The 26,694-nt window shown below is 56.1% G+C and carries 18 protein-coding genes; 11 read left to right on the top strand and 7 right to left on the bottom strand.

Annotation, left to right across the window (positions count from 1 at the left end; translation table 11 throughout):
- Positions 1-42 precede the first annotated feature (42 nt).
- Both acrD and narQ read right to left on the bottom strand, forming a co-directional pair.
- The gene (acrD, locus tag AAH446_RS14865; protein ID WP_342907462.1) at positions 43-3,159 is read right to left on the bottom strand and encodes a multidrug efflux RND transporter permease AcrD; all 3,117 of its coding nucleotides are present in this window, start codon (positions 3,157-3,159) and stop codon (positions 43-45) included.
- Positions 3,160-3,400: 241 nt separating this feature from the next.
- Positions 3,401-5,071: a nitrate/nitrite two-component system sensor histidine kinase NarQ gene (narQ, locus tag AAH446_RS14860; protein WP_342907461.1), complete on the bottom strand. Its 1,671-nt coding sequence runs from the start codon at positions 5,069-5,071 to the stop codon at positions 3,401-3,403.
- A 364-nt stretch (positions 5,072-5,435) separates the two neighbouring features.
- On the opposite strand from narQ, the gene ansP reads away from it, so the two are divergent.
- The 3 genes from ansP (at position 5,436) to AAH446_RS14845 (ending at position 9,502) form a co-directional block, all read left to right on the top strand.
- A complete protein-coding gene (gene ansP, locus AAH446_RS14855) occupies positions 5,436-6,911 on the top strand; it encodes an L-asparagine permease (RefSeq protein WP_342907460.1) in 1,476 nt (491 codons plus the stop codon).
- A 153-nt stretch (positions 6,912-7,064) separates the two neighbouring features.
- Positions 7,065-7,646, top strand: a complete 582-nt coding sequence (nudK, locus tag AAH446_RS14850; RefSeq protein ID WP_342907459.1) for a GDP-mannose pyrophosphatase NudK — start codon at positions 7,065-7,067, stop codon at positions 7,644-7,646.
- Positions 7,647-8,410: 764 nt separating this feature from the next.
- A complete protein-coding gene (locus AAH446_RS14845; RefSeq protein ID WP_342907458.1) occupies positions 8,411-9,502 on the top strand; it encodes a DUF1176 domain-containing protein in 1,092 nt (363 codons plus the stop codon).
- Between the two features lie 64 nt (positions 9,503-9,566).
- On the opposite strand, the gene tkt is transcribed toward AAH446_RS14845, so the two are convergent.
- Together tkt and tal are read right to left on the bottom strand one after the other, a co-directional pair.
- Positions 9,567-11,567, bottom strand: a complete 2,001-nt coding sequence (gene tkt / locus AAH446_RS14840) for a transketolase (RefSeq protein ID WP_342907457.1) — start codon at positions 11,565-11,567, stop codon at positions 9,567-9,569.
- Positions 11,568-11,683: 116 nt separating this feature from the next.
- Entirely contained in the window at positions 11,684-12,634 is a 951-nt protein-coding gene (gene tal, locus AAH446_RS14835; RefSeq protein WP_342907456.1) for a transaldolase, read from the bottom strand.
- Between the two features lie 609 nt (positions 12,635-13,243).
- On the opposite strand from tal, the gene maeB reads away from it, so the two are divergent.
- Positions 13,244-15,523, top strand: coding sequence for an NADP-dependent oxaloacetate-decarboxylating malate dehydrogenase (maeB, locus tag AAH446_RS14830; protein WP_342907455.1), 2,280 nt, complete (start codon positions 13,244-13,246; stop codon positions 15,521-15,523).
- Between the two features lie 38 nt (positions 15,524-15,561).
- Here the strand turns inward: maeB and hemF are convergent, their stop codons facing one another.
- Entirely contained in the window at positions 15,562-16,470 is a 909-nt protein-coding gene (gene hemF, locus AAH446_RS14825; RefSeq protein WP_342907454.1) for an oxygen-dependent coproporphyrinogen oxidase, read from the bottom strand.
- 47 nt (positions 16,471-16,517) lie between these two features.
- The gene (gene amiA / locus AAH446_RS14820; protein WP_342907453.1) at positions 16,518-17,384 is read right to left on the bottom strand and encodes an N-acetylmuramoyl-L-alanine amidase AmiA; all 867 of its coding nucleotides are present in this window, start codon (positions 17,382-17,384) and stop codon (positions 16,518-16,520) included.
- A 208-nt stretch (positions 17,385-17,592) separates the two neighbouring features.
- Between amiA and AAH446_RS14815 the strand changes: the two genes are divergently transcribed.
- From AAH446_RS14815 to AAH446_RS14800, 4 genes are all read left to right on the top strand, one after another.
- A complete protein-coding gene (locus AAH446_RS14815) occupies positions 17,593-18,018 on the top strand; it encodes a GNAT family acetyltransferase (RefSeq protein WP_342907452.1) in 426 nt (141 codons plus the stop codon).
- A gap of 15 nt (positions 18,019-18,033) precedes the next feature.
- On the top strand, positions 18,034-18,525 hold the full coding sequence (locus AAH446_RS14810) for a DUF2919 domain-containing protein (RefSeq protein ID WP_342907451.1): 492 nt from the start codon (positions 18,034-18,036) through the stop codon (positions 18,523-18,525).
- Positions 18,526-18,590: 65 nt separating this feature from the next.
- Positions 18,591-19,205 (top strand): RpoE-regulated lipoprotein, encoded by a 615-nt coding sequence (locus tag AAH446_RS14805; RefSeq protein ID WP_342907450.1) that lies wholly within the window; start codon positions 18,591-18,593, stop codon positions 19,203-19,205.
- Between the two features lie 611 nt (positions 19,206-19,816).
- The gene (locus AAH446_RS14800; RefSeq protein WP_342907449.1) at positions 19,817-20,401 is read left to right on the top strand and encodes a DUF2913 family protein; all 585 of its coding nucleotides are present in this window, start codon (positions 19,817-19,819) and stop codon (positions 20,399-20,401) included.
- Between the two features lie 50 nt (positions 20,402-20,451).
- Here the strand turns inward: AAH446_RS14800 and AAH446_RS14795 are convergent, their stop codons facing one another.
- Complete coding sequence (locus tag AAH446_RS14795) at positions 20,452-21,666, bottom strand: zinc-dependent alcohol dehydrogenase (RefSeq protein ID WP_342907448.1); 1,215 nt, start codon at positions 21,664-21,666, stop codon at positions 20,452-20,454.
- Between the two features lie 229 nt (positions 21,667-21,895).
- Here AAH446_RS14795 and fdhF point away from each other — a divergent pair, with 229 nt between their 5' ends.
- From fdhF to AAH446_RS14780, 3 genes are read left to right on the top strand one after another with little or no spacing between them, the layout of a single operon-like run.
- Positions 21,896-24,868, top strand: coding sequence for a formate dehydrogenase subunit alpha (gene fdhF, locus AAH446_RS14790; protein ID WP_342907447.1), 2,973 nt, complete (start codon positions 21,896-21,898; stop codon positions 24,866-24,868).
- On the top strand, positions 24,868-25,350 hold the full coding sequence (locus tag AAH446_RS14785) for a DUF1641 domain-containing protein (protein ID WP_342907446.1): 483 nt from the start codon (positions 24,868-24,870) through the stop codon (positions 25,348-25,350). The genes fdhF and AAH446_RS14785 overlap by 1 nt, the downstream gene beginning before the upstream one ends.
- Positions 25,343-26,692 carry a cytochrome ubiquinol oxidase subunit I gene (locus tag AAH446_RS14780; RefSeq protein ID WP_342907445.1) on the top strand — a complete coding sequence of 450 codons (1,350 nt, stop codon included), beginning with the start codon at positions 25,343-25,345 and terminating at the stop codon, positions 26,690-26,692. Before AAH446_RS14785 ends, AAH446_RS14780 begins: the two co-directional genes overlap by 8 nt.
- Positions 26,693-26,694 lie beyond the last annotated feature (2 nt).

The raw sequence follows: 26,694 nt of genomic DNA, 5'->3' as shown, positions 1-26,694 counted from the left end.
AGACCAAATTGACAAAGGCAGCCAACCGGCTGCCTTTATTCATTATGCGATCGGCTTCGCCTTTAAGGGGAAGCGCTGACGCACCAGCACGAAGAAAAGCGGCACGAAGAAAATGGCCAGTATCGTCGCGGAGATCATCCCGCCCATCACGCCTGTGCCGACGGCGTGCTGGCTGCCGGAGCCGGCGCCGCTACCGATAACCATTGGCAGTACCCCAAAAATAAACGCCAGCGACGTCATCAGGATAGGGCGCAAGCGCTGTCGTGAGGCTTCCAGCGTCGCTTCACGCAGATCCCGCCCCTGACGGTTAATTTCACTGGCGAATTCCACGATCAAGATGGCGTTTTTGGCCGACAGCCCGATAACGGTCAGCAGGCCTACCTGGAAATAGACGTCGTTTTCCAGTCCCCGTAGCCAGGTCGCGACCAGCGCCCCCGCCACGCCCAGCGGCACTACCAGCATCACCGAGAAGGGAATGGACCAGCTTTCATAAAGCGCGGCGAGGCAGAGGAAAACCACCAGCAGCGAAATAGCATAGAGCGCTGGCGCCTGATCGCCGGACATGCGTTCCTGGAAGGAGGCGCCTGTCCACTGCAGGCCAAAGCCGGTAGGGAGCTGGCTGACCAGTTTTTCCATCACATCCATGGCCGTGCCGGTACTGACACCGGAAGCGGACTCGCCAACGATCTCAACGGAAGAATAGCCGTTATAGCGTTCCAGCCGGGGCGAGCCGGTCTCCCAGGAGGTAGAGGCGAAAGCGGTGAAGGGCACCATGCCGCCGCTGTTGTTGCGCACATACCATTTACTGATGTCATCCGGCAGCATACGGTAACGCGCGGCGGCCTGAACGTAGACCTTTTTCACCCGGCCCTGGTCGAGAAAGTCGTTAACGTACGTCGATCCCCAGCCGGTTTGCAGCGTGTTATTAATATCGTCTATTGAGACACCCAGCGCCTGCGCTTTATGCTGATCGACGTTAATACGCAGCTGCGGCGTATCATCAAGCCCGTTGTGCCGCACCCGCGCCAGCGCCGGTTCGTTGTCGACGGCGGCCAGCAGCTGATTTCTCGCCGCCATCAGCGCATCGTGGCCCATCCCGGCATGATCCTCCAGTTGCAAGTTAAATCCCGAGGAGCTTCCCATACCCGAGATGGCAGGCGGACTGCTGGCGATAACCCTGGCTTCCCTGATGCGGCTGAAGGCTTTCGTCGCCCGCTCAATAATTGCGAAAGAGGTGTTTTCCGCTCCCTCGCGCGCCTGCCAGGGTTTGAGGCGGATAAACATGCGGGCGACGTTCTGCCCATTCCCACCCGGGCCAGCGCCAATGGTGGAAAAAACTGACAGCACATTGTCCTTCTCCTGCGTCAGGTAATAGCGCTCAACGCGGTTGACCACTTTATTGGTCTGCTGCAAGGTTGAGCCGGGAGGAAGCTGGATCTGCGTGGTGAATACGCCGCGATCCTCCAGCGGCAGGAAGGAGGTCGGCAGATGCCAAAATAGCAGTGCCATGCCGCCGATGATTGCCATATAAAGCAGCAGCCAGCGTCCCGTCTTAGCCAGGATCCGCCCGACGCCGCGCTCGTAGCGGTCGGCGTTACGGTTAAACATGCGGTTAAACCAGCCAAAAAATCCCCGTTTGCCGTGATGCTCGCCTTTTGCCAGCGGCTTAAGCAGGGTGGCACAAAGCGCCGGAGTGAGGACCATGGCCACCAGCACTGACAGAACCATGGCGGACACAATGGTGATAGAGAACTGACGATAGATGGCGCCCGTGGTGCCGCCAAAGAACGCCATTGGGATAAATACCGCCGACAGCACCAGCGCGATCCCCACCAGCGCGCCCTGAATCTGGCCCATCGATTTCCGCGTCGCTTCCCGCGGCGAAAGCCCCTCCTCGCTCATAATACGCTCGACGTTTTCCACCACGACGATGGCATCATCAACCAGTAAGCCAATTGCCAGCACCATAGCGAACATGGTCAGGGTGTTGATACTGAAGCCGCACAGTGAAAGCACCGTAAAGGTTCCAAGCAACACCACCGGGACGGCAATGGTCGGGATCAGGGTGGCGCGGAAATTCTGCAGAAACAGGTACATCACTACAAACACCAAAACAACCGCTTCAAGCAGCGTCTTGACGACGTCCTCAATTGAGGCTTTTACAAAGGGGGTCGTCTCGTAGGCAATTTCTGCCTTCAGGCCGGGAGGGAAATAGCGCGACAGCTCATCAATACGCGCGCGCACCAGCTCATCGGTTTGTAATTCGTTAGCGCCAGACGCCAGCTTGACGCCCAGTCCGGAAGCCGGCTGGCCGTTATACTGGCTGAGAAAATCATATTTCTCCGCGCCCAGCTCGACGCGGGCCACTTCCCCCAGCTTTACCTCTGAGCCATCCTGATTCACCCTGAGGGTGATATTGCTGAACTGCTCAGGGGTAGTCAGTAAAGACTGAGAATTAATGGTGGCGTTAAGTGCCTGGCGATCGACGGCGGGCAGCCCGCCAAGCTGGCCTACAGCCACCTGGCTGTTCTGGGAGCGGATTGCGCTGACGATATCTTCGGTGGTCAGCGCATAGTTAATCATCTTATTGGGATCGAGCCAGATCCGCATGGCGTACTGAGAACCGTAGGCATCCACCTGGCCCACGCCGTCGATACGGCTAAGGGGATCCTGAACGTGGCTGGCGACATAGTCACTGATATCCTGCTTATCCATGCTGCCGTCCGTCGAGACGAAAGCGACCATCAGAATATTGGTATCACCCGTTTTGGTCACGGTAACGCCCTGAGACTGTACATCCTGGGGAAGCTTGCGCAGCGCGGTTTGCAGCTGGTTCTGTACCTGCTGACGCGCCTCATCCGGATCGGTGCCCGCCACGAACGTCAGCGTGATGGTAGCCCGCCCGGTATTGCTGCTCTGGGAGGACATATACATCAGGTTATCGATGCCGGTCATGTTCTGTTCGATGATCTGGGTGACGGTGTTTTCCAGCGTTTCGGCAGAAGCTCCGGGGTAGTTAGCGCTGATACGCACGTTAGGCGGGGCGAGATCGGGATACTGCTCAATGGGAAGGGAGAAAATGGCCAGCGTGCCGGTAAGGCAAAGTAAAATCGCTATCACCCAGGCAAAAATGGGGCGATCGATAAAGAAATTCGCCATCGACGATAAACTCCTGGCTTAATCAGTGTGAAAAAGTAAGGCGCTTGCCGTTTGCCCGGGGCGCAAGAGAAAGTGTATTAGCTGCAAAGTTGTGTCGTTTATGCATTTCACGTCGACAGATCTCCACTCTACCCGCTGCTCTGTGAAGAATCGTGGAGGAAATAAGGAGAAAATGTAAATTATCATGCCGGATAACCCTGCTGGCTCAGCTGGCGGGCAAATATTTTCCAACGCTTATTCCTCAGTGGTCAGAAAAAATCAGCGAAACCCTGGTCCCGCCCGTTTCAATCTGGCTGACAGTCAGATTTCCGTTAAGGCTGGATGCCCGCTCCTGCATAATCGACAGGCCGTAATGGCCGGGAGGGCTTTCAGGATCGGCCAGGCCCTTACCGTTATCGCATATTTCAATCCGGTTCTCTCCCTGCTCATTAAGGCTACAGCGAACGGCGATCTGCGTCGCGCTGGCATGGCGTATGGCATTCAGCAGCGCTTCGCGCACAATTTGCAGGACGTGCACCTGCTTTTGCGCCTCTAAATGCTGACCGGTAAGCTGGCCCTCCAGCAGGATGGTGGCGCTGGTCTGCTGGCGAAGCGGAGCGATAACCTGCTCCAGAGCGGTGGGCAAATCCGCCGGTTCAATGGAGAGGCGGAAGGTGGTCAGCAGCTCTCTGAGCTGCCGGTTTGCCTCACTGAGCGCCTGGTCGATTTCAGTGACGATCGCTCTGGCGGGGGCGGCATTCTCATCAACGACCCGCTTCAGGCGGGCCAGCTGGATCCGCAGATAGGCCAGCGACTGCGCCAGGGAGTCATGCAATTCGCGGGCGATAGTGGCGCGCTCCTCCATCAGCAGCAGGTGCTGAACTTTATGCTGTGCGCGCTCAAGCTGAAGCGAGCGCGCCAGCAGCGTGGCGAATCCCTGCATCAGCTGCGGTTCACTGCGCAGCGCCTGCCAGCGCAGCTCTCCGGCCTGAGCGCCAACGGAAGGATCGAGCTGCAGGCGCTGCCAGGCCAGCTTCTCATCCGGCTGCCCCACGGTCACTTCCCACTGGGGCGGCGCCGTGAGCGAAATAGCGCAGAGCGCTTCGTGCTGAAGCATCCGCTCCAGCACCTGCGGATAGGCCTGCGCGCTGTTCATATGGCTGCTGAGCATTTCGGAGCAGCGATAAAGCAGCGCCAGCCGCCGGTTAGCCTGACGGAGATCCTGGGTTTTCTCTTTTACCGCTTCCTCAAGATGGTGGTAATGCTTTTCCAGCTCTGAGGACATATGGGTAAAGGCGCGGGCCAGCACCCCAAGTTCATTTTCCAGGCCGGTATCCAGCGGCCCGGGATGGAAGTTAGCCTGCTCAATTTCGTGGCTGGCCATCACCAGTTTATTGAGCGGCAGCACCACCTGACGTCTGACCCTGCGCAGCGTCCAGACAACCAGCGCGGCGATGGCGATAAAACCCAGCACGCTGGTACCGGCAACCAGCAACATTTTCAGCTCCGCCCAGTGCTGAAGCGCCAGCACGAAGCGGTCGATTTGCGCCACGTAATGGGAAACATTCTGCCGGTAATCCAGGGTTTTTCCCGCTTCAAGGTCGGGCCGGAGCTTTTGCCAGGCGTGCAGCAGCGCATGATAACGTTCGCGGACGCTGGTGGGCACATAGCGACGGTCGAGCGCGCGCAGCGCAGGCGCATCAAGCGACTGATGGTAAAGCTGAATGTTCTTTGCCAGATCGGGCGAGTTGGTGGTGGCATCCCAGGCGAGGCGATAGGACTGCATACGCAGCGATCCGGCGATATTCACCGCTTCGGCATCGCGCAGGCTGGCCGAAAGCGTCAGCATCGCCAGGCCGGTAGAGAACACGGAAAGCAGGGCAATCGCGAACAGGGCGCGGGCCAGGCTGCTGGTCACAGAACGCGTCATCATCTTTTATCCCTCAGGCAACAGGCTGGCGAGTATAACGCTAAAAGGCCGTCAGGATACTGACCTGAGCGGGTTATCTCTTGCCGGCGACCACGCTGAAGCGACCGTGCGATCCCGCCAGGATTTTTCGCTTTTAAGAGTGATTTAACAAAAGGTTGCGATTTTCTCATAACAGTTTTTGCGTCAGAAAGAGAGAACGGTTAGGATGCATCGCCGCAATTTTCCCCCGTTCGCCAGGCATATAATTACAGAAAGGGGAGCGTTGCCCGGACGTTTGTGCTGAAGCGCAATCGTTTGGTTGGCTATCTAACTGAGGCTGCCCAGGAGGGGGGCCGTATCACTTTGGACAGGATAATCAGGACAGAAAATGAAAGCGGATAAAAACGCGGTGAGCGATAAGCGCGCGGCAAGAAGACGTTGGTTAAATTCTCATGATTCCGGCTATCAAAAAGCGATGGATAATCGTCACGTTCAGATGATTGCTATCGGCGGCGCGATAGGGACAGGGCTGTTTCTCGGGGCGGGCGGCCGCCTGCAAATGGCGGGACCGGCGCTGGCTATCGTCTATTTAGTGTGTGGTATTTTTTCTTTCTTTATTCTCCGCGCGTTAGGTGAGCTGGTGCTTCATCGTCCTTCCAGCGGCAGCTTCGTCTCTTATGCCCGCGAGTTTCTTGGCGAGAAGGCCTCCTACGTGGCGGGCTGGATGTACTTCGTCAACTGGGCCATGACCGGTATCGTCGACATTACCGCCGTGGCGCTCTATATGCATTACTGGGGCGCGTTTGGCGACGTGCCGCAGTGGGTCTTCGCGCTGGGCGCCCTGGCGATTGTCGGTACCATGAATATGGTGGGAGTAAAGTGGTTCGCTGAAATGGAGTTCTGGTTTGCGCTGATTAAGGTGCTGGCCATTGCCATTTTCCTCGTGGTGGGCGTGGTCTTCCTCGGAAGCGGCAAGCCGCTCGATGGCAATACGACTGGCTTCCATCTGATCAGTGATAATGGCGGCTTCTTCCCGCATGGATTGCTACCGGCGCTGGTACTGGTGCAGGGCGTGGTGTTCGCCTTCGCCTCCATCGAGCTGGTCGGGACGGCGGCGGGGGAGTGTAAAGACCCGAAAACCATGCTGCCGAAGGCCATCAATAGCGTTATCTGGCGCATCGGCCTGTTCTATGTCGGATCGGTAGTGCTGCTGGTACTGCTGCTGCCGTGGAACGCCTATCAGGCCGGAGAGAGTCCGTTTGTTACCTTCTTCTCCAGACTGGGCGTGCCTTATGCGGGCAGCATCATGAATATCGTGGTGCTGAGCGCGGCCCTTTCCAGCCTCAACTCGGGGCTTTACTGCACCGGCCGCATTCTGCGCTCCATGTCGATGGGCGGCTCGGCGCCGAAGTTCATGTCAAAGATGAGCGGACAGCAGGTGCCTTACATGGGCATTCTGGTCACTATTGGCGTCTACATCATCGGCGTCTGGCTGAACTATATTGTGCCGTCGCGTGTTTTTGAAATCGTGCTCAACATGGCGTCGCTGGGCATCATTACCTCTTGGGCGTTTATCATGGTATGCCAGATGCGCCTGCGCAAAGCGATCAAAGAAGGAAAGGCGGAGGATGTCAGCTTCAAGCTGCCGGGTGCGCCCTTTACCTCCTGGCTGACGCTGCTGTTTCTGGCCAGCGTCATTGTGCTGATGGCCTTCGACTATCCGAACGGCACCTACACCATTGCGTCAGTGCCGCTGATTGCGCTGCTCCTGATTCTGGGCTGGTTCGGGGTGCGCAAGCGCGTGAACGCCGTGGCGCAGACGGAGCATGACGACCAGCCCTCGCTGGAAAAATTGCCTGACTGACACGCTTTGCAGTCATTCACCGGGGCGGCCTGAAAGGGCCGCCTTTTTTCGTTGCGGGCCGCGGTGAAGGGGCGGGCTTGCCGCCAGTTTCGGATAGTTTTCCCCCGACGCACGCTTTATGATGACAGGCTCCTGAAACGCACCGGAGCCTGTATGTCAGCCAAAATCGAAGTCATTAAAAACAAAATCCTGTCGGAAAACTGGTTCGTTCTGCGTAACTTCACCTACGATCTCACCACCAGGGATGGCGCAACCCTTCGCCACCGGCGTGAGGTTTACGATCGGGGTAACGGGGCGACAATCCTGCTCTATAACCGGGAAAAAAACAGCATCATCCTGACCCGTCAGTTCCGTATTGCCACCTGGGTCAACGGCAATGAAAACGGCATGCTGATCGAAGCCTGTGCTGGCCTGCTGGATGATGACTCGCCGGAGGAGTGCATCCGCAAGGAGGCGATAGAGGAGACGGGCTATGCGGTTGGCAAAGTAGAAAAGCTTTATGAGATGTATATGTCGCCAGGCGGGGTCACGGAGCTTATTCACTTCTTTGCCGCCGAATATGATGAAGGCCTGCGTGCAAATGCCGGCGGCGGCGTTGAGGATGAGGATATTGACGTAATGGAAATTCCATTCCCTCAGGCCTGGGCCATGATCAAATCGGGCCATATTAAGGATGGAAAAACCGTTATGCTGATGCAGCACGCGCTAATTGAAGGGTGGCTGAGCCTGGCCTGACGCTTCAGCCAATCGCTCTGCTGCCGGGAGTTGCATCTCTTTATATTCGATTTTTATATTGACCGAAGAGGGTGTTTATATCTGAATGGGAAAGATAATAGTAGTTCTGAGCTTAATATTTTATACTGGCTGAAGCATTATCTAATGAAGGCTTATTCTTGAGGTTATAATATTGCTGTAACCTCATGCTTGTATAAAAGCAATAAAAACCTTTTTTCAGGAAGACGGTCATCACCGAAAACCCTGTTTATCTATTTTTTGATTATCCGTGATGGACGCCACCAGCCGCTTGCCTTCCGGCGGATATCCACCGACTAACGCATTGCAGCACTATGAGAACATGTTGCCTGTTGGTGTGAAGTGACAGGCTATTAGCAGCATGCTAAAGCCGCCTGCCGTTTAAATGTCATTTACCTGATTTGTTTCATAATAATAGTGATCTTTGTCACGTTATCACCGCTATAATTGTATTCCGGGGGCCGTTCAGGCTCGGGCTATTGCATTCACAGAATAATGACATCTGCGAAGGTTAATCAGTACGAATGAAATAAACTTATTCGTCTGCTTTGTCCGATTAATCTCATTGAGTCGGGATGAAAGAGCCGGGATGATGCCTTGCATAAAAGCGGCTTACATTCACGCCCGACGCCGCTTTTTGCGCACGCCGCAGTCTGTCCAGAGGCTCTCCATTGATAAATTCCTGCTTATGGGAGACCATTGCGTTATTCTTAGTACTCTATGTCATCCGGGGAATCAGGTTATCAATGTCTTACTGGAATAAATTGGCCCCTCTTTTCTTGTTGTTATTCTCTGCGTCTTTGTACGCCGATCCCCTGCAGAAAACGTTCTCTGACTGGCAAGTTACCTGTAACAATCAGAACTACTGCGTCGCGCGAAATTTTCCGGGAGATAATAACCTGGTGATGACTATCCGTCGTCATGCGGGCAGCGACGATCGGCCGCTGCTCAGTATTGATTATGGTAATCGCTATACCGGTGAGCTGAAGGGCGCGCCGCTGAAAGATAACCTGTTGCTCGACGGACAGCGGCTAAAGCTGGACCTTAAGCACTGGGAGGTCAGGCCACACCATCTCACCACCACGCACGCCATTTCCATTGATGAATTTCTGATGCAGGTGATGGAGGCGGATAATATTCAGCTCCTTTATCGTCCAGGCGCGGTCATCTCATTAGAGGGGATGAAGGCGGCGCTGCTGTTAATGGATGATGTCCAGGGCAGGATCAACGGCATGAGTGCCTGGGTCAGGCGGGGCGAACGCGGGGCTTATGACGTGCCCCCCGAGCCCGCCATCCCCCTGATTGCCGCGCCGCGCCGCCCGCCGCTGGCGCTGACCCGAGAGGAGACCACGGGCCTTATCGATTACGGCACCTGGCGTATTAATACCGATGAATGCTCGCTGGATCCCCAGCGTCGTGTGGTCAGCGTCGCACCGCTGTCGGATGAGAAGGCGCTGCTGCTGGTCAGCTGCGAGATGGGGGCCTATAACGTTATCGATCTGGCTTTTGAGGTGACCCGCACGCTGCCCTATGTGGCAAAAGGCGTCACGCTTACGCTGCCTTTCTTGCCGCCGGGCCGCACGGAAAAGCAGCTTGATCTGGTGAACGCGGAATATGATGTCAGCCGCGGTCAGCTGCTGACCTACAGCAAGGGAAGGGGGATCGGGGACTGCGGCCTGGCGACGCGCTGGCAGTATACCGGGCGCGAGTTCGTACTGGCGGAGTATGTGGAAGAGAGCACCTGTGATGCCTGGCACGGCAGCGACGACTGGCCCAGGCTCTGGACCAGCAAAAAGATGCCGCCGGAACCCACGACAAGCGTGGAAATGACGCCATAAAAAAACGCCCCTGAGGGCGTTTTTTTTGCCCGGGCTGAAGCGCCGGGCGTTAAGCGGAGAGCGATCAGTGAGGCTTAAGCAGCTTCTCGGCATGGCTGGCAATATTTTCAACCGTGAAACCGAATTCGTTAAACAGTTTCGCCGCCGGAGCCGACTCACCAAAGGTGGTCATACCGACGATGGAGCCGTTCAGACCGACATACTTGTACCAGTAATCAGCAATTCCTGCTTCCACCGCTACGCGGGCCGTTACGGTAGAAGGCAGCACTGATTCGCGATAGCTGACATCCTGCTTATCGAACAGATCGGTTGACGGCATAGAAACTACGCGAACTTTATGCCCGTTTGCCGTCAGTTTATCCGCCGCGCCCAGGGTGATTTCCACTTCTGAACCTGTCGCAATCAGAATCACTTCCGGCGTGCCTTCACAATCTTTCAGCACGTAAGCGCCGCGGGAGATATTCTCCAGCTGTGCTTTCGTGCGCTCAGGCTGCGCCAGATTCTGACGGGAAAGGATCAGCGCGGTAGGACCGTGATGGCGTTCAACGGCATGTTTCCAGGCCACCGCCGTTTCCACCTGGTCACAGGGGCGCCAGACGCTCATGTTTGGCGTGACGCGCAGGCTGGCAATCTGCTCAACCGGCTGGTGCGTAGGGCCATCTTCGCCCAGACCAATTGAATCATGGGTATAAACCATAATCTGGCGCGCTTTCATCAGCGCGGCCATACGCACGGCATTACGGGCATATTCCACAAACATCAGGAAGGTAGCCGTATAAGGCACAAAGCCGCCATGGTGAGCAATACCGTTGGCAATGGCCGTCATACCGAATTCACGCACGCCATAATGGATATAGTTACCGGCGTGATCCTCGTTGAGCGGTTTGGAGCCTGACCAGATAGTCAGGTTGCTCGGCGCGAGATCGGCGGAGCCGCCCAGCAGCTCAGGCAGGATTTTGCCGAAGCTTTCCAGCGTATTCTGCGAGGCTTTACGGCTGGCAATTTTCTGCGGATTAGCCTGCAGCTCCTCGATGAATTTCTGGGTTTCCTGCTCCCAGCTTTCCGGCATACCGCCATCCATACGGCGGGCATACTCTTTCGCCAGCTCCGGATAAGCAGCCTTATAGGCGGCAAACTTCTCGTTCCAGGCTTTCTCGTATTGCTGACCCGCTTCTTTCGCGTCCCACTGGGCATAAATGTCCTGAGGAATTTCGAATGGCGGGTAGTTCCAGCCCAGCTGCTTACGTGTCAACGCGATCTCATCTTCACCCAGCGGCGCGCCGTGTGACTCTTCTTTGCCCGCTTTATTTGGCGAGCCGAAACCGATAGTGGTACGGCAGATGAGCAGGGACGGTTTATCCGTCACGCTCTGGGCTTCTTTAATTGCCCGCGACACCGCTTCCGCATCGTGCCCGTCAATTTCATTCACGACGTGCCAGTTATAGGCTTCGAAACGCTTCGCCGTATCATCGGTGAACCAGCCTTCCGTCTCGCCATCAATTGAAATGCCGTTATGGTCATAGAAGCCGATCAGTTTACCCAGGCCCAGCGTACCGGCCAGCGAACAGACTTCGTGAGAAATCCCTTCCATCAGGCAGCCATCGCCCATAAAGACGTAGGTATGGTGATCGATAACGTCATGACCCGGACGGTTAAACTGCGCGGCCAGCGTGCGTTCCGCAATCGCCAGACCCACGGCGTTAGCCAGACCCTGACCCAGCGGGCCGGTCGTGGTTTCCACGCCCGGGGTATAACCGATTTCCGGGTGGCCTGGCGTTTTAGAGTGCAGCTGGCGGAAATTCTTCAGCTCTTCAATAGGCAGGTCGTAGCCGGTAAGGTGCAGAAGGCTGTAAAGCAGCATCGAGCCGTGACCGTTGGAGAGAATAAAGCGATCGCGATCGGCCCAGGCCGGGTTAGTTGGGTTGTGATGCATAAAGTCGCGCCACAGCACTTCAGCAATATCTGCCATGCCCATAGGGGCGCCCGGATGTCCGGAATTTGCTTTCTGGACGGCGTCCATGCTTAGCGCACGAATTGCGTTTGCCAGTTCTCTACGTGAAGACATCTTTTTCTCCCTGAGTTTTAGTGGGATAAAACGGGCGGGGTACGTACAACGACGTAACAGCCCGCTTTTGGTGTCGTACGCAAAAGCGGGTCATTCTCCGCCCATTTAGGAATGGGTTACAGTCTGGCAGCCAGGACATTTTCCAGGTTCTGCTGATCAACCGCGAACTGACGGATACCTTCGGCCAGTTTCTCAACCGCCATTGGATCCTGATTATGTTCCCAGCGGAATTCAGATTCTGAAAGAGGGGCCGGGTGGTGGAAGCCCTGCGTGGAAGGCACCAGCTTACGTTCTACCGGCGCGTCGCTCGCCTGCAGCTGCTTCAGCAGGTCAGGGGAAATGGTCAGACGGTCACAGCCTGCCAGCGCCAGGATCTGTTCCGTTTTACGGAAGCTGGCACCCATGATCACCGTGTTATAACGATGCTGCTTGTAGTACTCGTAGATATTACGCACGGAAACCACGCCCGGATCTTCATCCACAATATAAGGGTCGAGCGGCTTACGGGTGTTGTACCAGTCGTAGATGCGTCCGACAAACGGGGAGATCAGGAATACGCCCGCTTCGGCGCAGGCGCGGGCCTGGGCGAAGGAGAAGAGCAGCGTCAGGTTACAGTTGATGCCATTTTTTTCCAGCTCTTCCGCCGCGCGGATACCTTCCCAGGTGGAAGCGAGTTTGATCAGGATGCGCGAGCGGTCAATGCCGTTGTCCTCATACATTCTGACCAGCTTTTCCGCTTTGGTGACGCACATGCCGCGGTCAAAGGAGAGGCGGGCGTCCACTTCAGTAGAGACGCGGCCCGGCACGCTTTTCAGTATTTCCATGCCCAGATTGACGGCAACTTTGTCGCTGGCATTAATAATCTGCGTTTCTTTACTGCCACCCTGCTTTTTCGCGTAGTCGATGGCGTCGGTGATCAGGTGCTTGTAGGAATCGAGGCCGGAGGCTTTCAGGATCAGAGACGGGTTGGTGGTAGCATCTTCGGGGTGGTAGTTACGAATGGATTCGATATCGCCACTGTCAGCCACCACGGTGGTGTATTGTTTCAGTGCTTCTAGCTGGTTCATCTCATGGCTCCTTGATATGCAATCTGCAAAGCAAATATAACCGTGGCGGTCACTCTGGCCCGGAGGCTGTCAGGAACGGGGTTAGCTCGCCCAACGCGTTGGGGGCTGAAAGCCGGCAACGCCAACCGCCCGACGCCTGTCGGGAGAGGTTCATCAGTGACGTCAAAGCTGGCCGACACGGTAGTCTGTTCTCAGGCCAAACATTGCATCAGACGTCCTGTAATGGGAATGCGTTTTCTCTGATTGTTGCAATGGGTTCGCCCAATGATTGGATCGTGCAACGCAAAAATTGCGGCACCTGAAAGTGTAGCAGCTCTTCAGCATTCCGGTGCGCACCGCCGCAAAGCAGCCGGCGGCGATCACTATTTTTACCCGGTTTTCGCGTCGTCGTGTTTGCTCTTTCGGGCGCATTTGTCCGTTTACTGCCCGAAAAGGGCATTTTCTGTTTTTCCTTATGCTGGCGGTCACTTCCTTTATTGCCGGTGGGGAAATTATTGCGTAACAGTCGCTTAACTCCTCGTTTTATGGCCCGCTTCAAGTTTTTGCTGACCCCCAGGCTTCTATACTGCCTTGTTTTCCTCTCCTGAAAAAAACGAAAGGATCCTGATAATGGACGAACAGCTTAAGCAGAGTGCGCTCGATTTTCATCAGTACCCCGTTCCTGGCAAAATTCAGGTCTCTCCCACCAAACCTCTGGCGACGCAGCGCGATCTGGCGCTGGCCTATTCGCCCGGCGTGGCGGCACCTTGTCTTGAGATTGCTGCCGATCCCCTTGCTGCGCATAAATATACCGCCCGGGGGAATCTGGTTGCGGTAATCTCCAACGGAACGGCGGTGCTGGGGCTGGGCAATATTGGCGCGCTGGCGGGCAAGCCGGTCATGGAGGGGAAAGGCGTTCTGTTTAAAAAATTTGCCGGTATCGACGTCTTTGATATCGAAGTGAATGAGATGGACCCGGACAAGCTTATCGATATTATCGCCGCGCTGGAGCCCACTTTTGGCGGCATCAACCTGGAAGATATTAAAGCCCCGGAATGTTTCTATATTGAAAAGGCGCTGCGCGAGCGCATGAACATTCCGGTATTTCATGACGATCAGCACGGCACCGCGATTATCTGTACCGCTGCCGTGCTGAATGGCCTGCGGGTGGTCAGCAAAAATATCGCGGAAGTTCGCCTGGTGGTTTCCGGCGCGGGTGCTTCGGCTATTGCCTGTATGAATCTGCTGGTGGCGTCAGGCATGCAGCGGCATAACATTACCGTCTGCGATTCTAAAGGAGTGATTTATCAGGGCCGTGAAGAAAATATGGCCGTGACCAAAGCGGCCTATGCCATCAAAGACAGCGGGAAGCGCACGCTGGATGAGGTTATTGCTGACGCCGATATTTTCCTGGGCTGCTCCGGACCAAAAGCGATGACGCCTGCCATGGTCAAAAAGATGGCCCGCGATCCGCTTATCCTCGCGCTGGCGAATCCGGAACCTGAAATCCTGCCTCCGCTGGCGAAGGAGGTGCGTCCGGATGCCATTATCTGCACCGGTCGCTCTGACTATCCTAATCAGGTCAATAATGTCCTCTGCTTTCCGTTCATCTTTCGCGGGGCGCTTGACGTGGGGGCCACGGCGATCAATGAGGAGATGAAGCTGGCTGCCGTTCGCGCGATTGCCGAGCTGGCGCTGGCAGAGCAGAACGACGTGGTGGCAACGGCGTATGGCGATGAGGAGCTTGCCTTCGGGCCTGACTACCTGATCCCGAAACCCTTTGACCCACGGCTGATTGTGCAGATTGCGCCCGCCGTGGCGAAAGCGGCCATGGACTCCGGCGTGGCGACGCGCCCGATTGAGGATCTTGCGGCCTATCGCGAAAAGCTCAGCGAGTTCGTCTATAAAACCAATCTCTTTATGAAACCGATCTTTTCCCAGGCGCGTAAAGAGCCGAAGCGCGTGGTGCTGGCGGAAGGGGAAGAGGCGAGAGTGCTGCACGCCACTCAGGAACTGGTCAGCCTGGGTCTGGCGAAGCCGGTGCTGATAGGCCGCCCCGGCGTTATTGAGATGCGGCTGAAAAAGCTGGGGCTGAAAATTGAAGCCGGCCGCGATTTTGAGGTCGTCAATAACGAGTCCGATCCGCGTTTCAAAGCCTACTGGGGGGACTATTATCAGATTATGAAGCGACGTGGCGTCACTCCGGCGCAGGCGCAGCGGGCGGTGATTGGCAACCCAACGCTGATCGGCGCAATCATGGTGCAGCGGGGCGAAGCGGACGCGCTTATCTGCGGCACCGTCGGGGATTATAAAGAGCACTTTGAGGTGGTGGAAAAAGTGTTTGGCTTCCGTAAAGGTGCGACGGTTGCCGGGGCGATGAATGCACTGCTGCTGCCGAGCGGCAACACCTTCATTGCGGATACCTATGTTAATGAAGATCCCTCCCCGGAGGCGCTGGCCGAACTGACGATCATGGCAGCGGAAACCGTTCGCCGCTTCGGCATTGAGCCTAAAGTAGCGCTGCTGTCCCACTCCAGCTTCGGCAGCTCTGACGCTCCGGCGGCCAGTAAAATGCGTGACGTGCTGGCGCGGGTGAAAGCGCGCGCGCCGGAGCTGGAAATTGATGGCGAAATGCACGGCGATGCCGCGCTGGACGAGAGTATCCGCCAGGATTTGATGCCTGACAGCCCGCTGAAAGGGTCGGCCAACGTGCTGATTATGCCGAACGTCGAGGCCGCGAGGATCAGCTACAATCTGCTGCGCGTTTCCTGTTCAGAAGGCGTAACCGTAGGCCCTGTACTGATGGGTATCGCCAAACCGGTTCACGTGCTCACCCCCATCGCCTCGGTCAGGCGCATCGTGAATATGGTGGCGCTGGCGGTCGTTGAGGCCCAGACGGCGCCGCTGTAGGCCGGAACGGGGCCGGAATGCCTCTCCGGCCCTGCGGCTTAAATCCAGGCTTTCACCGGCAGGAAGTCGCTGTAGAGTGCGGCTTCCGGCGTTCCCGGCTGCGGCTGATAATCATATTCCCAGCGCACCAGCGGCGGCATTGACATCAGAATCGATTCGGTACGCCCGCCGGTTTGCAGCCCGAACAGCGTGCCGCGATCCCATACCAGATTGAACTCCACATAGCGCCCCCGGCGATAAAGCTGGAATTCCCGCTCACGCTCTCCCCACGGCAGCGCTTTTCGGCGTTCGACGATCGGCAGATAGGCATCAAGGAAACCGTCGCCAACGGCCTGCATAAAGCGGAAGCTGGTAGGAAAATCGGGCGTATTAAGATCGTCAAAAAAGAGCCCGCCAATGCCGCGCTGCTCGTTGCGGTGGCGGATAAAAAAGTAATCGTCGCACCACTTTTTATAGGTGGGATAAACCTCTTCACCGAAGGGCTGACAGAGGTTGAAAGCAGTCTGGTGCCAGTGAACCGCATCTTCTTCGAAACCGTAATAGGGCGTCATATCGAAGCCGCCGCCGAACCACCAGACCGGCTCTGCCCCTGGCTTTTCAGCAATAAAAAAGCGGACATTGGCGTGGCTGGTTGGCACGTAGGGATTTTCAGGATGGATCACCAGAGAGACGCCGAGCGCTTCAAAGCTGCGTCCTGCCAGCTCCGGACGGTGGGCTGTGGCTGACGCCGGCATTTTGTCGCCATGCACGTGAGAAAAGTTTACGCCGGCCTGTTCGAAAAGGTTTCCCTTACGCAGCACCCTGCTGCGCCCGCCGCCGCCGCCTTCGCGCGTCCAGCTATCCTCTTCAAATGCGCTGCCGCCGTCAGCCTGAGCCAGCTGCTGGCAAATGCGATCCTGTAAATCCAGCAGATATTGCTTAACCTGGGCGATGTGGGGTGCGTTCATAACTCAACCTGACTGAAAAAAATGACGCGCGCAGTATACGTCATATTTTAGCGGGCCGGGCGGCGACTGTGCGTATCGAACCCGGCAAAGTAACTGATAATGCCATCCACAATGGCACTGGCAATCTTCTGGCGAAAGGCGGAGGTGCCCAGCAGACGCTCTTCTGCCGGGTTGGTGATAAACGAGGTTTCCACCAGCACCGACGGGATAGAGGGGGATTTCAGTACGGCAAAGGCGGCCTGTTCCGTGTGCTGGCTGTGAAGATGATGAACCGGGCGAATCTGATTAATAATGTGTTTACCCAACGTCAGGCTGTTGTTAATGGTGTCCGTCTGGACAAGATCGAACAGCACCTGCTGGAGGTAGCGATCTTTCTGCGCGACTTTTACGCCGCCGATAGCGTCAGCGGCGTTTTCCCGCTTTGACAGATAGCGCGCCATACGGCTGCTGGCCCCGCGGTTGGAGAGCGCAAACACCGAGGCGCCGTTAGCCTGAGGGCTGGTGAAGCCATCGGCATGAATCGACATAAACAGGTCGGCACCGTGGTGATGAGCAATCTCGACCCGCTCGCCCAATGGGATAAAATTATCGTCCTCCCGCGTCAGGCGGGCTTCGATAGTGGGATGCGCGCTAAGCAACTTGCGGATATGATTGGCGATCTCCAGTACCACATGTTTCTCTTCCGACCCCTTTTCACCGACCGCGCCTGGATCTATTCCCCCGTGGCCGGGGTCGATCATCACTATTTTTTTGCCGTTCGCTGAAGGCGCTTTCCTGCGGGAGTGTTTAACCTTCAGTTCAGCCTGTTCCGGTTTGGCTCTGGCAGGCGCGGTAGCCATCAGCGCCAGCCCCACGCCGGAGAGCAGCAGACGGCGACGGGCGATAAGCGGCGTCATGGAACCAAAATTTTTCATTACAACATCCTGAGGGAGTAAGTTCCCTTTTGTTATATCGTAACAATACGCCAGCGGCGAGCAGGTAACTATTTCAGCGTTTTACTTTTTATTTCAGCAGACTAATAAGATTTCACGACTTTTTTTGCCTTTAAACCGCTCTGAGGGTTGCACCGGCGAAAGAAAGCGTAATAATCAGCAAATTGTGGTTAACATCCGGGACAACGCCGTGGAAATTCGCGTCTTCAGCCAGGACGATTTAGAAGAAGTTATTACCCTGTGGGAGCGCTGCGATCTGCTGCGCCCGTGGAACGATCCCGAACTCGACATTGAGCGCAAGCTCAGTCACGACCCCGATCTTTTTCTGGTGGCGGTGGTAGGCGGCGAAATTGTCGGCACGCTGATGGGCGGCTACGACGGGCATCGCGGTTCGGCCTATTATCTCGGCATCCATCCCGATTATCAGGGCCGCGGCTTCGCCAATGCGCTGATTAACCGGCTGGAGAAAAAGCTTATCGCCCGGGGCTGCCCAAAAATTAACATCATGCTGCGTGAAGATAATGATGCTGTTCTGGGCTTCTATGAGAAGCTGGACTACGAAATTCAGGACAGTATGCTGCTGGGCAAACGCCTGATTGAAGATCGCGAATATTGATATGAAGAACGGGGAATGGCCGTCCGCCGCTTTTTGCCCAAAGCCGGTACAATGAACCTGACTTACTCCCCTGACGATTACGATAGCAAAGGTCAGCTGAAGCTCCCGCCGGGCTTCTGGGCCGTTTTGCTCCTTCAGGCACGAACCTGGGTGCTGTTTGTGGCGGCGGGCGCATCCCGACAGCAGGGGAGCGCCCTGCTTGCGCTGTTCTATCCTGACGCCCACGCTTTCTGGCTTGGTCTGGGGCTGGGCATACCAGCCGCCCTGGGACTGCTGCTGACCGGCTACCGGCAGCGCTTCCCCCGGCTCTGGCGGGCCTGGCGGCAGGTGCTCTGCCTGTCGCTGACAGCAACCTTAATTTTGCAGGGCGTCACTCTCTGGAGCGCGACGGCAGACGTTTCTCCGCTCGTCATTATTTTTACCGGTTTCGACCTGCTGGCGTTGTTATATCTCGGCCTGAATGCGCATCTGCGGGACTGTTTTAATCCGGAACTGAACGACGGGTAAAACTTTTCAGCATTCTGGTACTCCAACCGGATTGATCGTCTTTGGTTATTTTGACAGGAGTTGCAATGAAAACTGTTCGTCCGGCGCTGATCGCCGCTGCGTTACTGCTGACCGGCTGCGCAAGTTCAGGCTCCGCCCCGGAACCCGACAGCGGGGTTACCTGGTGGAATCCGCTGACCTACTCCTGGTCAAGCCTTTCTCCGCTGCGCTGGTTTGACGCCAGCCTGACGGTAACGGAAAGCGGCGTAGGGGACGTTAATGGCAGCACGGCAATGAACCTGGAAGCCGTCAGCAACGGCCTGAAAGGGGAATATCGCCTGCGTAAAGGCATGCGTGGCCAAAACGGTGAGGTCGTGAGCTTTTTCCAGGCCATGAATGACGGTCAGGTCAAAATGGAAATCACCGGCGACGCGACCGTCAGCCGCATTGACGTTATGGATGACCAGGTTGAGGCCGATGGCAACAAGATCGGTACAGCCTTCAGCGAGCTTTACAGTAAAGCGTATGGCGCCTGCCGGAAAGGCACCGGCAGCGATAGCGAAGGCCTGGAGTGTAAAGCGCCCGGCAGTCAGCATATCAGCTACCTGTTTAGCGGTGAATGGCACGGTCCCGAAGGCCTTATTCCACCGGACGATACCCTGAAAAGCTGGACCATCAGTAAAATCATCTGGCGGCGATAAGCCTTATTAACGGCGCCCTCTGGGCGCTGCGGCTTTCTCTCCCGGTTTTTCAGCGAACCAACACACCGGGAGAGATAAGCCTGGGCGACGAACACCCTGGCTGAAGTCAGGAATTGCTAGTTCTTCTTGCTCTGCGCCTCTATGGCTATGTAGCTTCCCATTCACGCGACCCGATAACCTAATTCCTCCCTTGTCGTGGGCCTTTCCTTACCAGATCGTTCCTGATTTTTACTGACGGAAGTGAAGCGTGAATAAGGTAATTCTGCTAAAAATTAAAGCGAAAAGTTAATATCTGTACGGGTTTTGATTTGTTATATGAATAAGAAGGTGACAGCCCTAATTATTTAATAATAAAACCGTTTTTTCCTTCCTTTTTCATTTTTGTAGACCATGGTCTAATGGGATTCTTCTTAATAATAATGTCGCACTGATATTTTTATTTGAATAAGTTTCGGTTGGGTTATGCTATTGCATTATCAATATCGCAATTAAAAATCTCGTTATTATTAATAACGGGCGCGCCCTGGCGGGTTCAATTGGCGAGTGGTTCAGCCGGACATCCCTTTACATCGCGGGGCGTTTCCCGGCGCGGCTTACAGAGTCCTGTTTACATGAAGCGAAACCGTATTAACCCTGATATCCTCAATTTCTCCTGGTCGCTGCTGGTCGCTTTGTCTTTATATGAGCAGAACGGGAAAAAATCTCCTCTTCAGCAGCATATGTTTATTATGCGCTGGCTGGAAACCGCGCTGAAAAAAAAGCTGCTGCCAAAATCCGTTGCCGGCGAACTTAACTGGTTTATTGACGAAGGACGGCGGCTGGGCTTTCGGGCCGGGCTGCGCGCGAAGGCAGAATATCTCTGGCATACCGGCACCGAAGATCAGGACACGCTCAGCGATCTTAGCCGGTTTACCCATTTCTTTGAAGCGATGAAAATGCTTGGCTGGCGTGATGTGCTGGTAACGGACCAGGAGTGGGCGTTACTGTCGGCAACTAATGCTTCTATCCCCACCGTCTGGCTGCGTAATACCGCTTTGCGCTCCTCGTTTGACCTTTACGGAAATATGTCAGCGCCGCTGGAGATAAAACTGAATAAAGGCTTTGAGGGGATCTTCCTGCTTGCCGACGACGCCGATCTGGATCTGGTGATATCAGGCGTGGAAAATAATCTGATGGTGATGCGCATTTCCTGCTGACCCTATGCGAAAGCAGGCGCCTCATAAGCTGAGGCACCTGAAAAAGAAAGTCAGCGCTGCGGCTCAAGCTCGGTTTTAATCCAGCCAGGCTCGCGTTTATCAAAAGCCTGATAGGCAGCAATCACATCGCTTATTGGTTCGACCTTCGTCAGAACCTTTACCGGATCGATGGCCCCGGTTCGTACCAGTTCGAGTAAACCGGGAATAATCGTGTGATGATTGCAGTTACCCATTTTCATGGTCAGATTTTTATTCATCGCCTTACCTATTGGGAAGGTTTCTGCCTCCGGTGGGTAAACGCCGATGATACTTAGCCTGCCCGCCTTTTTCAGCGATGCAATCGCCCATTCAAGCGCCTGAGACGGCGCATCCCCCGGCACCCAGTTTCCGGACTGCGGATGCGTTTCGGGAGCCACTTCCGCCACTTCCCGCTGGAATTTTTCCGCCTTCTGCTCTGCTTCCTCAGCGGCGGGACCGCTATGCGCATGCTGGCTGTCCACGCCTACGGCATCGATGGCGCAGTCTGCGCCAATACCGCCAGTCAGACGGCTGAGGGTTTCTACCGGATCTTCTTTCTCAAAATTAACGGTAAAAGCGCCCTGCTGACGGGCCATGGCAAGCCTGTCTTCATGGCAGTCCACGGCGATAACCCGCGCGGCCCCTTTCAGAAATGCGCTGGCGATGGTGAACTGGCCGACAGGTCCGCAGCCGAACACCACCACCACATCCCCTTTTGTGACTTCGCCTGCCTCAGCGCCGAACCAGGCGGTCGGAAAGATATCGCTGATCATCAGCGCCTGCTCATCGCTGACGTTATCCGGGATTTTCACCAGCGTATTGGCGGCAAAAGGGATGCGTGCTTTTTCGGCCTGCAGGCCGTTAACCGGACCGGTTGCCGCCGGCCCGCCAAAAAAGCAGGTTCCCGCCTCAGGCCCGTTGGGGTTCGCGTTGTCACACTGTGCCGTATTGCCGGACCGGCAGGGTGGACAATAGCCACATGACACCGTTGAGCAGACCACCACGCGATCGCCAACTGAAAAGTTTCGTACGTCATCGCCCAGCGCTTCGATAATGCCCACGCCTTCGTGACCGAGGATAGTGCCGGCTTTCATCTTGCTGAAGGTGCCCCGGACGAAATGCAGATCGGTGCCGCAAATTGCTGAGGAAGTCAGGCGGATAACGGCATCGCCGGGTGTCTGGATTGTCGGTTCAGCGACGTCATCAAGGCGGATATCCCCAACGGCGTGCCAGACAAGTGCTTTCATGAGTTCTCCTGGTTACCAGATAAATTTAAAACAGTGCGTAAGAGGTTTTGCTCTCAGCAGTATAGAAAAGGCTGGCTGCCTTACACGTTTCGTTACGCGTTTCTGCCTTGCACTTTCGTGACAACCCAACAAACAGCGTCCAGGCTGAAAGACGTAACTTTACAAAAATAACAGGGACGGAACCTTCAGCCTGGACGCTTTTTTGCAATGTCGTGGCAGAGAGAACGTAATGACCAGAGAGAAATGCACGCTGCTTTTTAACGGCGAATCCCTGACGGGCAGCGCCGGTCAACCGCTGATTGATTTTCTGACCGCGCAGGGAAAAATCCTGCCGCACGTTTGCTACCATCCATCGCTTCCACCGCTGCAAACCTGTGACGTTTGCTGGGTGAAGGTTGATGGTGAACTGGTACGCGGATGTACGCTTAAGGCGGAAGAGGGCATGGAGATATCCAGCGAGGGCACGGCCGCGAAGGCCGCGCAGCAGGAAGGGATGGATCGCGTACTCAATCGCCATGAGCTTTACTGCACGGTGTGTGAACATAACAGCGGCGACTGTACGCTTCATAACACCGTAGCCGATATGCATATCCCTATTCAGTACTATCCCTACGAGCGTAAACCGACAGAGAAAGATCACAGTAACCCTTTTTATACCTACGATCCTGACCAGTGCATTCTGTGTGGCCGCTGCGTGGAGGCCTGTCAGAGCGTGGAGGTTAACGAAACGCTTTCTATCGACTATCGTAGCGATCATCCCCGAGTGCTCTGGGACGGCGGTGAACAGATAGCGGGATCCAGCTGCGTCAGCTGTGGACACTGCGTCACTGTCTGCCCCTGCAATGCGCTGCTGGAAAAAACCATGCAGCCCGACGCCGGGCCACTGACCGCGATGCCGGCCGATCTGAAAAGGCCGCTGATCGATTTTGTTAAAACGCTGGAAAACAGCATAGGGGCAGAGCCCATTACCGGAATTTCGGTGATGGATATGGCGATGCGCCAGCATGAAATCAAAAAAACAAAAACGGTATGTACCTACTGCGGCGTGGGATGCAGTTTTGAAATGTGGACGCGCGATCGCCATATTCTGAAGGTTCAGCCCGTCGCCGACGCGCCCGCCAACGGTATTTCAACCTGCGTGAAGGGCAAGTTCGGCTGGGATTTTGTCAACAGCCCGCAGCGTCTGACCACGCCGTTGATCCGTGAGAATGGACGCTTCCGCCCGGCCAGCTGGGATGAAGCGCTCGATCTTGTCGCCACGCGCTTACGCGGCATCAGCGAACAGCACGGGGGGGACAGCATCGGGTTTATCGGCTCCAGCAAGGCCAGCAATGAAGAAGCCTACCTGACGCAGAAAATTGCCCGGCTGATTTTTGGCACCAACAACGTCGATAACTCCTCCCGCTATTGCCAGAATCCGGCCACGGAAGGTCTTTTCCGCACCGTCGGCTACGGCGGAGACGCAGGCAGTATTGAAGATTTGCAGAAAGCCGCGCTGATTGTCATCGTTGGCAGTAATATTTCCGAAAACCATCCGGTTATCGCATCGCGCATCAAACACGCCCATAAATATCAGGGGCAAAAGCTGCTGGTCGTCGATCCCCGGCGTCATGAAATGGCGGAGCGGGCCGATCGCTATCTGCGCATTAAGCCCGGAAGCGACCTCGTCTGGGCTTCGGCAATGTCCCGCTATATGTTCGATCATGGCTATGCCGATGAGGCTTTTCTGGCGGAAAAGGTAAACCAGCTTGAGGCGTATCGTGAATCACTGGCGCCTTTTACCCTGGAATATGCCAGTGAGCTTACCGGCCTCAGCGTGGAGGAACTGGCTGAGGCGGGCGAAATGATAGGTCGCTCGCCCAGCGTCTGCCTTCTCTGGGCAATGGGGATCACCCAGCACAGCCATGGCGCTGATACCAGCACCGCCCTCTCTAACCTGCTGCTGGTGACCGGAAACTACGGGCGTCCCGGCACCGGCGGCTATCCGATGCGCGGGCATAATAACGTCCAGGGCGCCAGCGACTTCGGCTGTCTGAGCAACGTCTATCCCGGCTATGAAAAAGTCACCGATCCGGCCATGCGGGAGAAGTGGGCAAAGGCCTGGGGCGTGGATGCGCAGGCGCTCTCTGACCAGGCCGGCGCGGACAATTTCAAAATGGTGCAGGACGCCTGGTCCGGTAAGCTGAAGGCGATGTTTGTTATCGGCGAGGAAACGGCGTTTTCCGATGCGGACTCCACTAAAGTACACGAGGCCTTTACCGGTCTGGACTTTATGGTGGTGCAGGATATTTTTATGAGCCGGACCGCCGAATTTGCCGACGTGGTGCTGCCAGGCTGCCCCAGCGTGGAAAAAGAGGGATCGTTCGTCAATACAGAACGCCGGATTCAGCGCTTTTACGAGGTGATGCCGCCGCTGGGAGAAAGCCGGCCCGACTGGGCCATCCTCACCGATCTCGCTGCCCGTCTGGGCCATCCCTGGTACTACACGCATCCCAGTCAGATCATGGCCGAAGCAGCGGGTATTTCCGCCATTTTTGCGGGCGTCAGCTATGATCGACTTAGCGGCTGGCAGTCGCAGCAGTGGCCCGTTAACGCGGATGGCAGCGACACGCCGCTGCTTTACACCGACAGGTTCAAGTTCCCGGACGGTAAAGCGAAGCTCCATCCGCTGCGCTGGCAGGCTCCGGAAGAGGAAGCGGATGCGGAATTCGATCTGCTGCTGAATAATGGCCGGATGCTTGAACATTTCCAGTCCACTAATCAGAGCGGCCGGGGCGGAAGACTGCTGTCACTGTCGCCCGACTGGTTTGTGGAGATAGGTCCGGATCTGGCCGCAGAGCGCGATCTCCATGAGGGGGACTGGGTTGCGCTGACGTCACGCAGAGGGACGCTGGAGGTGCCCGTGCTGGTTACGGAAAGAGCGCAGGGCAACGTGCTGTTCATCCCTATCCATCACGGCAAGCCCGGCGTTAACGGGTTGACCGGCGATCATCACGATCCCGATGTGAACACGCCCGCTTACAAAGAGATCGCCATTTCCATGAAGAAGCTTGGTCGATCGCTGAAGCGCAGTCCGCTGCCGCCGCACAATTTCCGCAACGGCAGCCGTACGCCCCTCATGCATCTTCCCGTCGAGGAAAAATGGCAGCAGGAAGGTTATACCCTGCCGCCTGAACACACCGACCATCCGGAGAAATTTTGATGGCTGAACGTATGAATTACGAGGTGCCGCCCACCCGTACCGAACCCAATGCAGGCGAGGCGTTAAACACCCTGCTGGAGAATCTCCATAAGCACGGCTTTATCAGGCTGGCAAACGATCTGGTTTGCGCCAATACCGATATTGCGAAGGTACTGGTCAGCGGGCTCAACCGGCCCGGATCGCAGTCTGCGATCCAGAATATTTCGCTGCTATTAATGGCGCTGTCACGCGTCCCTCCTGAGCGTTTTAATCAGCTGCTGATGGCGTTAACCGATGGCGTCAATGCGCTAAGCCAGGCGACGCAGGATGAACAGAAACAGAAGGCGCCAGGCATTACCGGCATTATTCGCCTGCTGAGGGACGATGAGTTCTGGCAGGGTATTTCGCCACTGTTATCGGGGCTGCGCGCCTTCAGCACCTCAATGGAGAAAAGCCCCGATAAACCCATTTCACGCTACAGCGGTAAAGAAAGCCATGCCTGATGCAGAGTTGACGCTGCTGCTGTCACGCTGGCAGTTTGCCGTGACCATCGGCCTGCATATCGTGCTCGCCGCCTTTGCGCTGGGGCTCTCCACCTTCCTCGCTTTTCTGGAAGGTGCGTGGCTTATCCGCAAAGACCGGCGTTACCTGGATGTTTATCGCTTCTGGCTGAAAGTGTTTTCACTGACCATTGCGGTGGGGGCCGTCAGCGGGGTGGTAATGGAGTTTCAGTTTGGCACGAACTGGGGGCCTTTTGCCCGGAAGGCGGGGGGCATTCTGGGCCCGCTGATGCTCTATGAAGTGCTGGTCGCGTTCTTTATGGAAGCAGCGCTGGCGGGCGTGATGATCTTTGGCATGGATCGCATCGGCCCTAAAAAACATTTTGCGGTGACCTGTCTGGTGGCGGTCGGTGGACTGATCAGCGCCTTCTGGATCCTGGCGGCCAATTCCTGGATGCAAACGCCCGTGGGATTTTTCCGCGATGAGGCCGGTAATTTCCATCCTGACAGCTGGCTGACCATTTTAAGCTCGCCGTCATTTCCATGGCGACTGACTCATATGGTGCTCGCCGCGCTGTTGGCTACCGTCTTTATTGTGGCGGGGGTCGGCGCATGGCGCCTGCGTAAAAACAGGCAGCCGGCGGAGGCCAGGCTGATGGTTTCTCTCTCTATGTGGATGGCAATTATCCTGATGCCGCTGCAAATCGCTGTCGGCGATCTGCATGGTGAGAATACGCTTCAATATCAGCCACAAAAACTGGCCGCGATGGAGGGGAGCTGGCACAGGCCGCCAGCGGGCGAGGGGGAGCCGCTGCGGCTTTTTGCGATCCCCGATCAGGCGGCGCAACGTAACTATGCCGAGCTGGCGATCCCGCAGGTTGGTTCGCTCTATCTGAAGCATAACCTTCATGGACAGATTAAGCCGCTCAGCGAGTTTCCCAAAGATGAAATCCCCGAAGTGCTGCCGGTTTTCTACGCTTTCAGGGTTATGGTCGGGCTGGGCCTGCTGATGCTGGCTACCAGCGGAGCCGCGCTCATTATGCGGCTGCGTAAAAAACTCTACAGCTCAGAGATGTTGCTGAAGCTGCTGATAGTAATGTCGCCTGCGGGCTTTATCGCCATGCTTGCCGGTTGGGTTGTGACCGAAACGGGCCGTCAGCCCTGGACCGTCTGGGGATTATTGCGCACGGAAGAGAGCGTTTCCGCGCTGCCTGCCGCCTGGGTTATCGCCTCCGGCACGGCTATTTTGGTGGTTTATCTCATCGCTTTCGCCGCCGGGCTGCGCTACTTCATGCGCTATGTCGCGCAGGAACATCACTTCGCTGCAAAAGAAGGGGAGGCGTAACC

The organism is Erwinia psychrophila (assembly GCF_039023475.1).
GTDB lineage: Bacteria > Pseudomonadota > Gammaproteobacteria > Enterobacterales > Enterobacteriaceae > Erwinia.
This window is presented reverse-complemented; position numbering and strand designations above follow the sequence as displayed.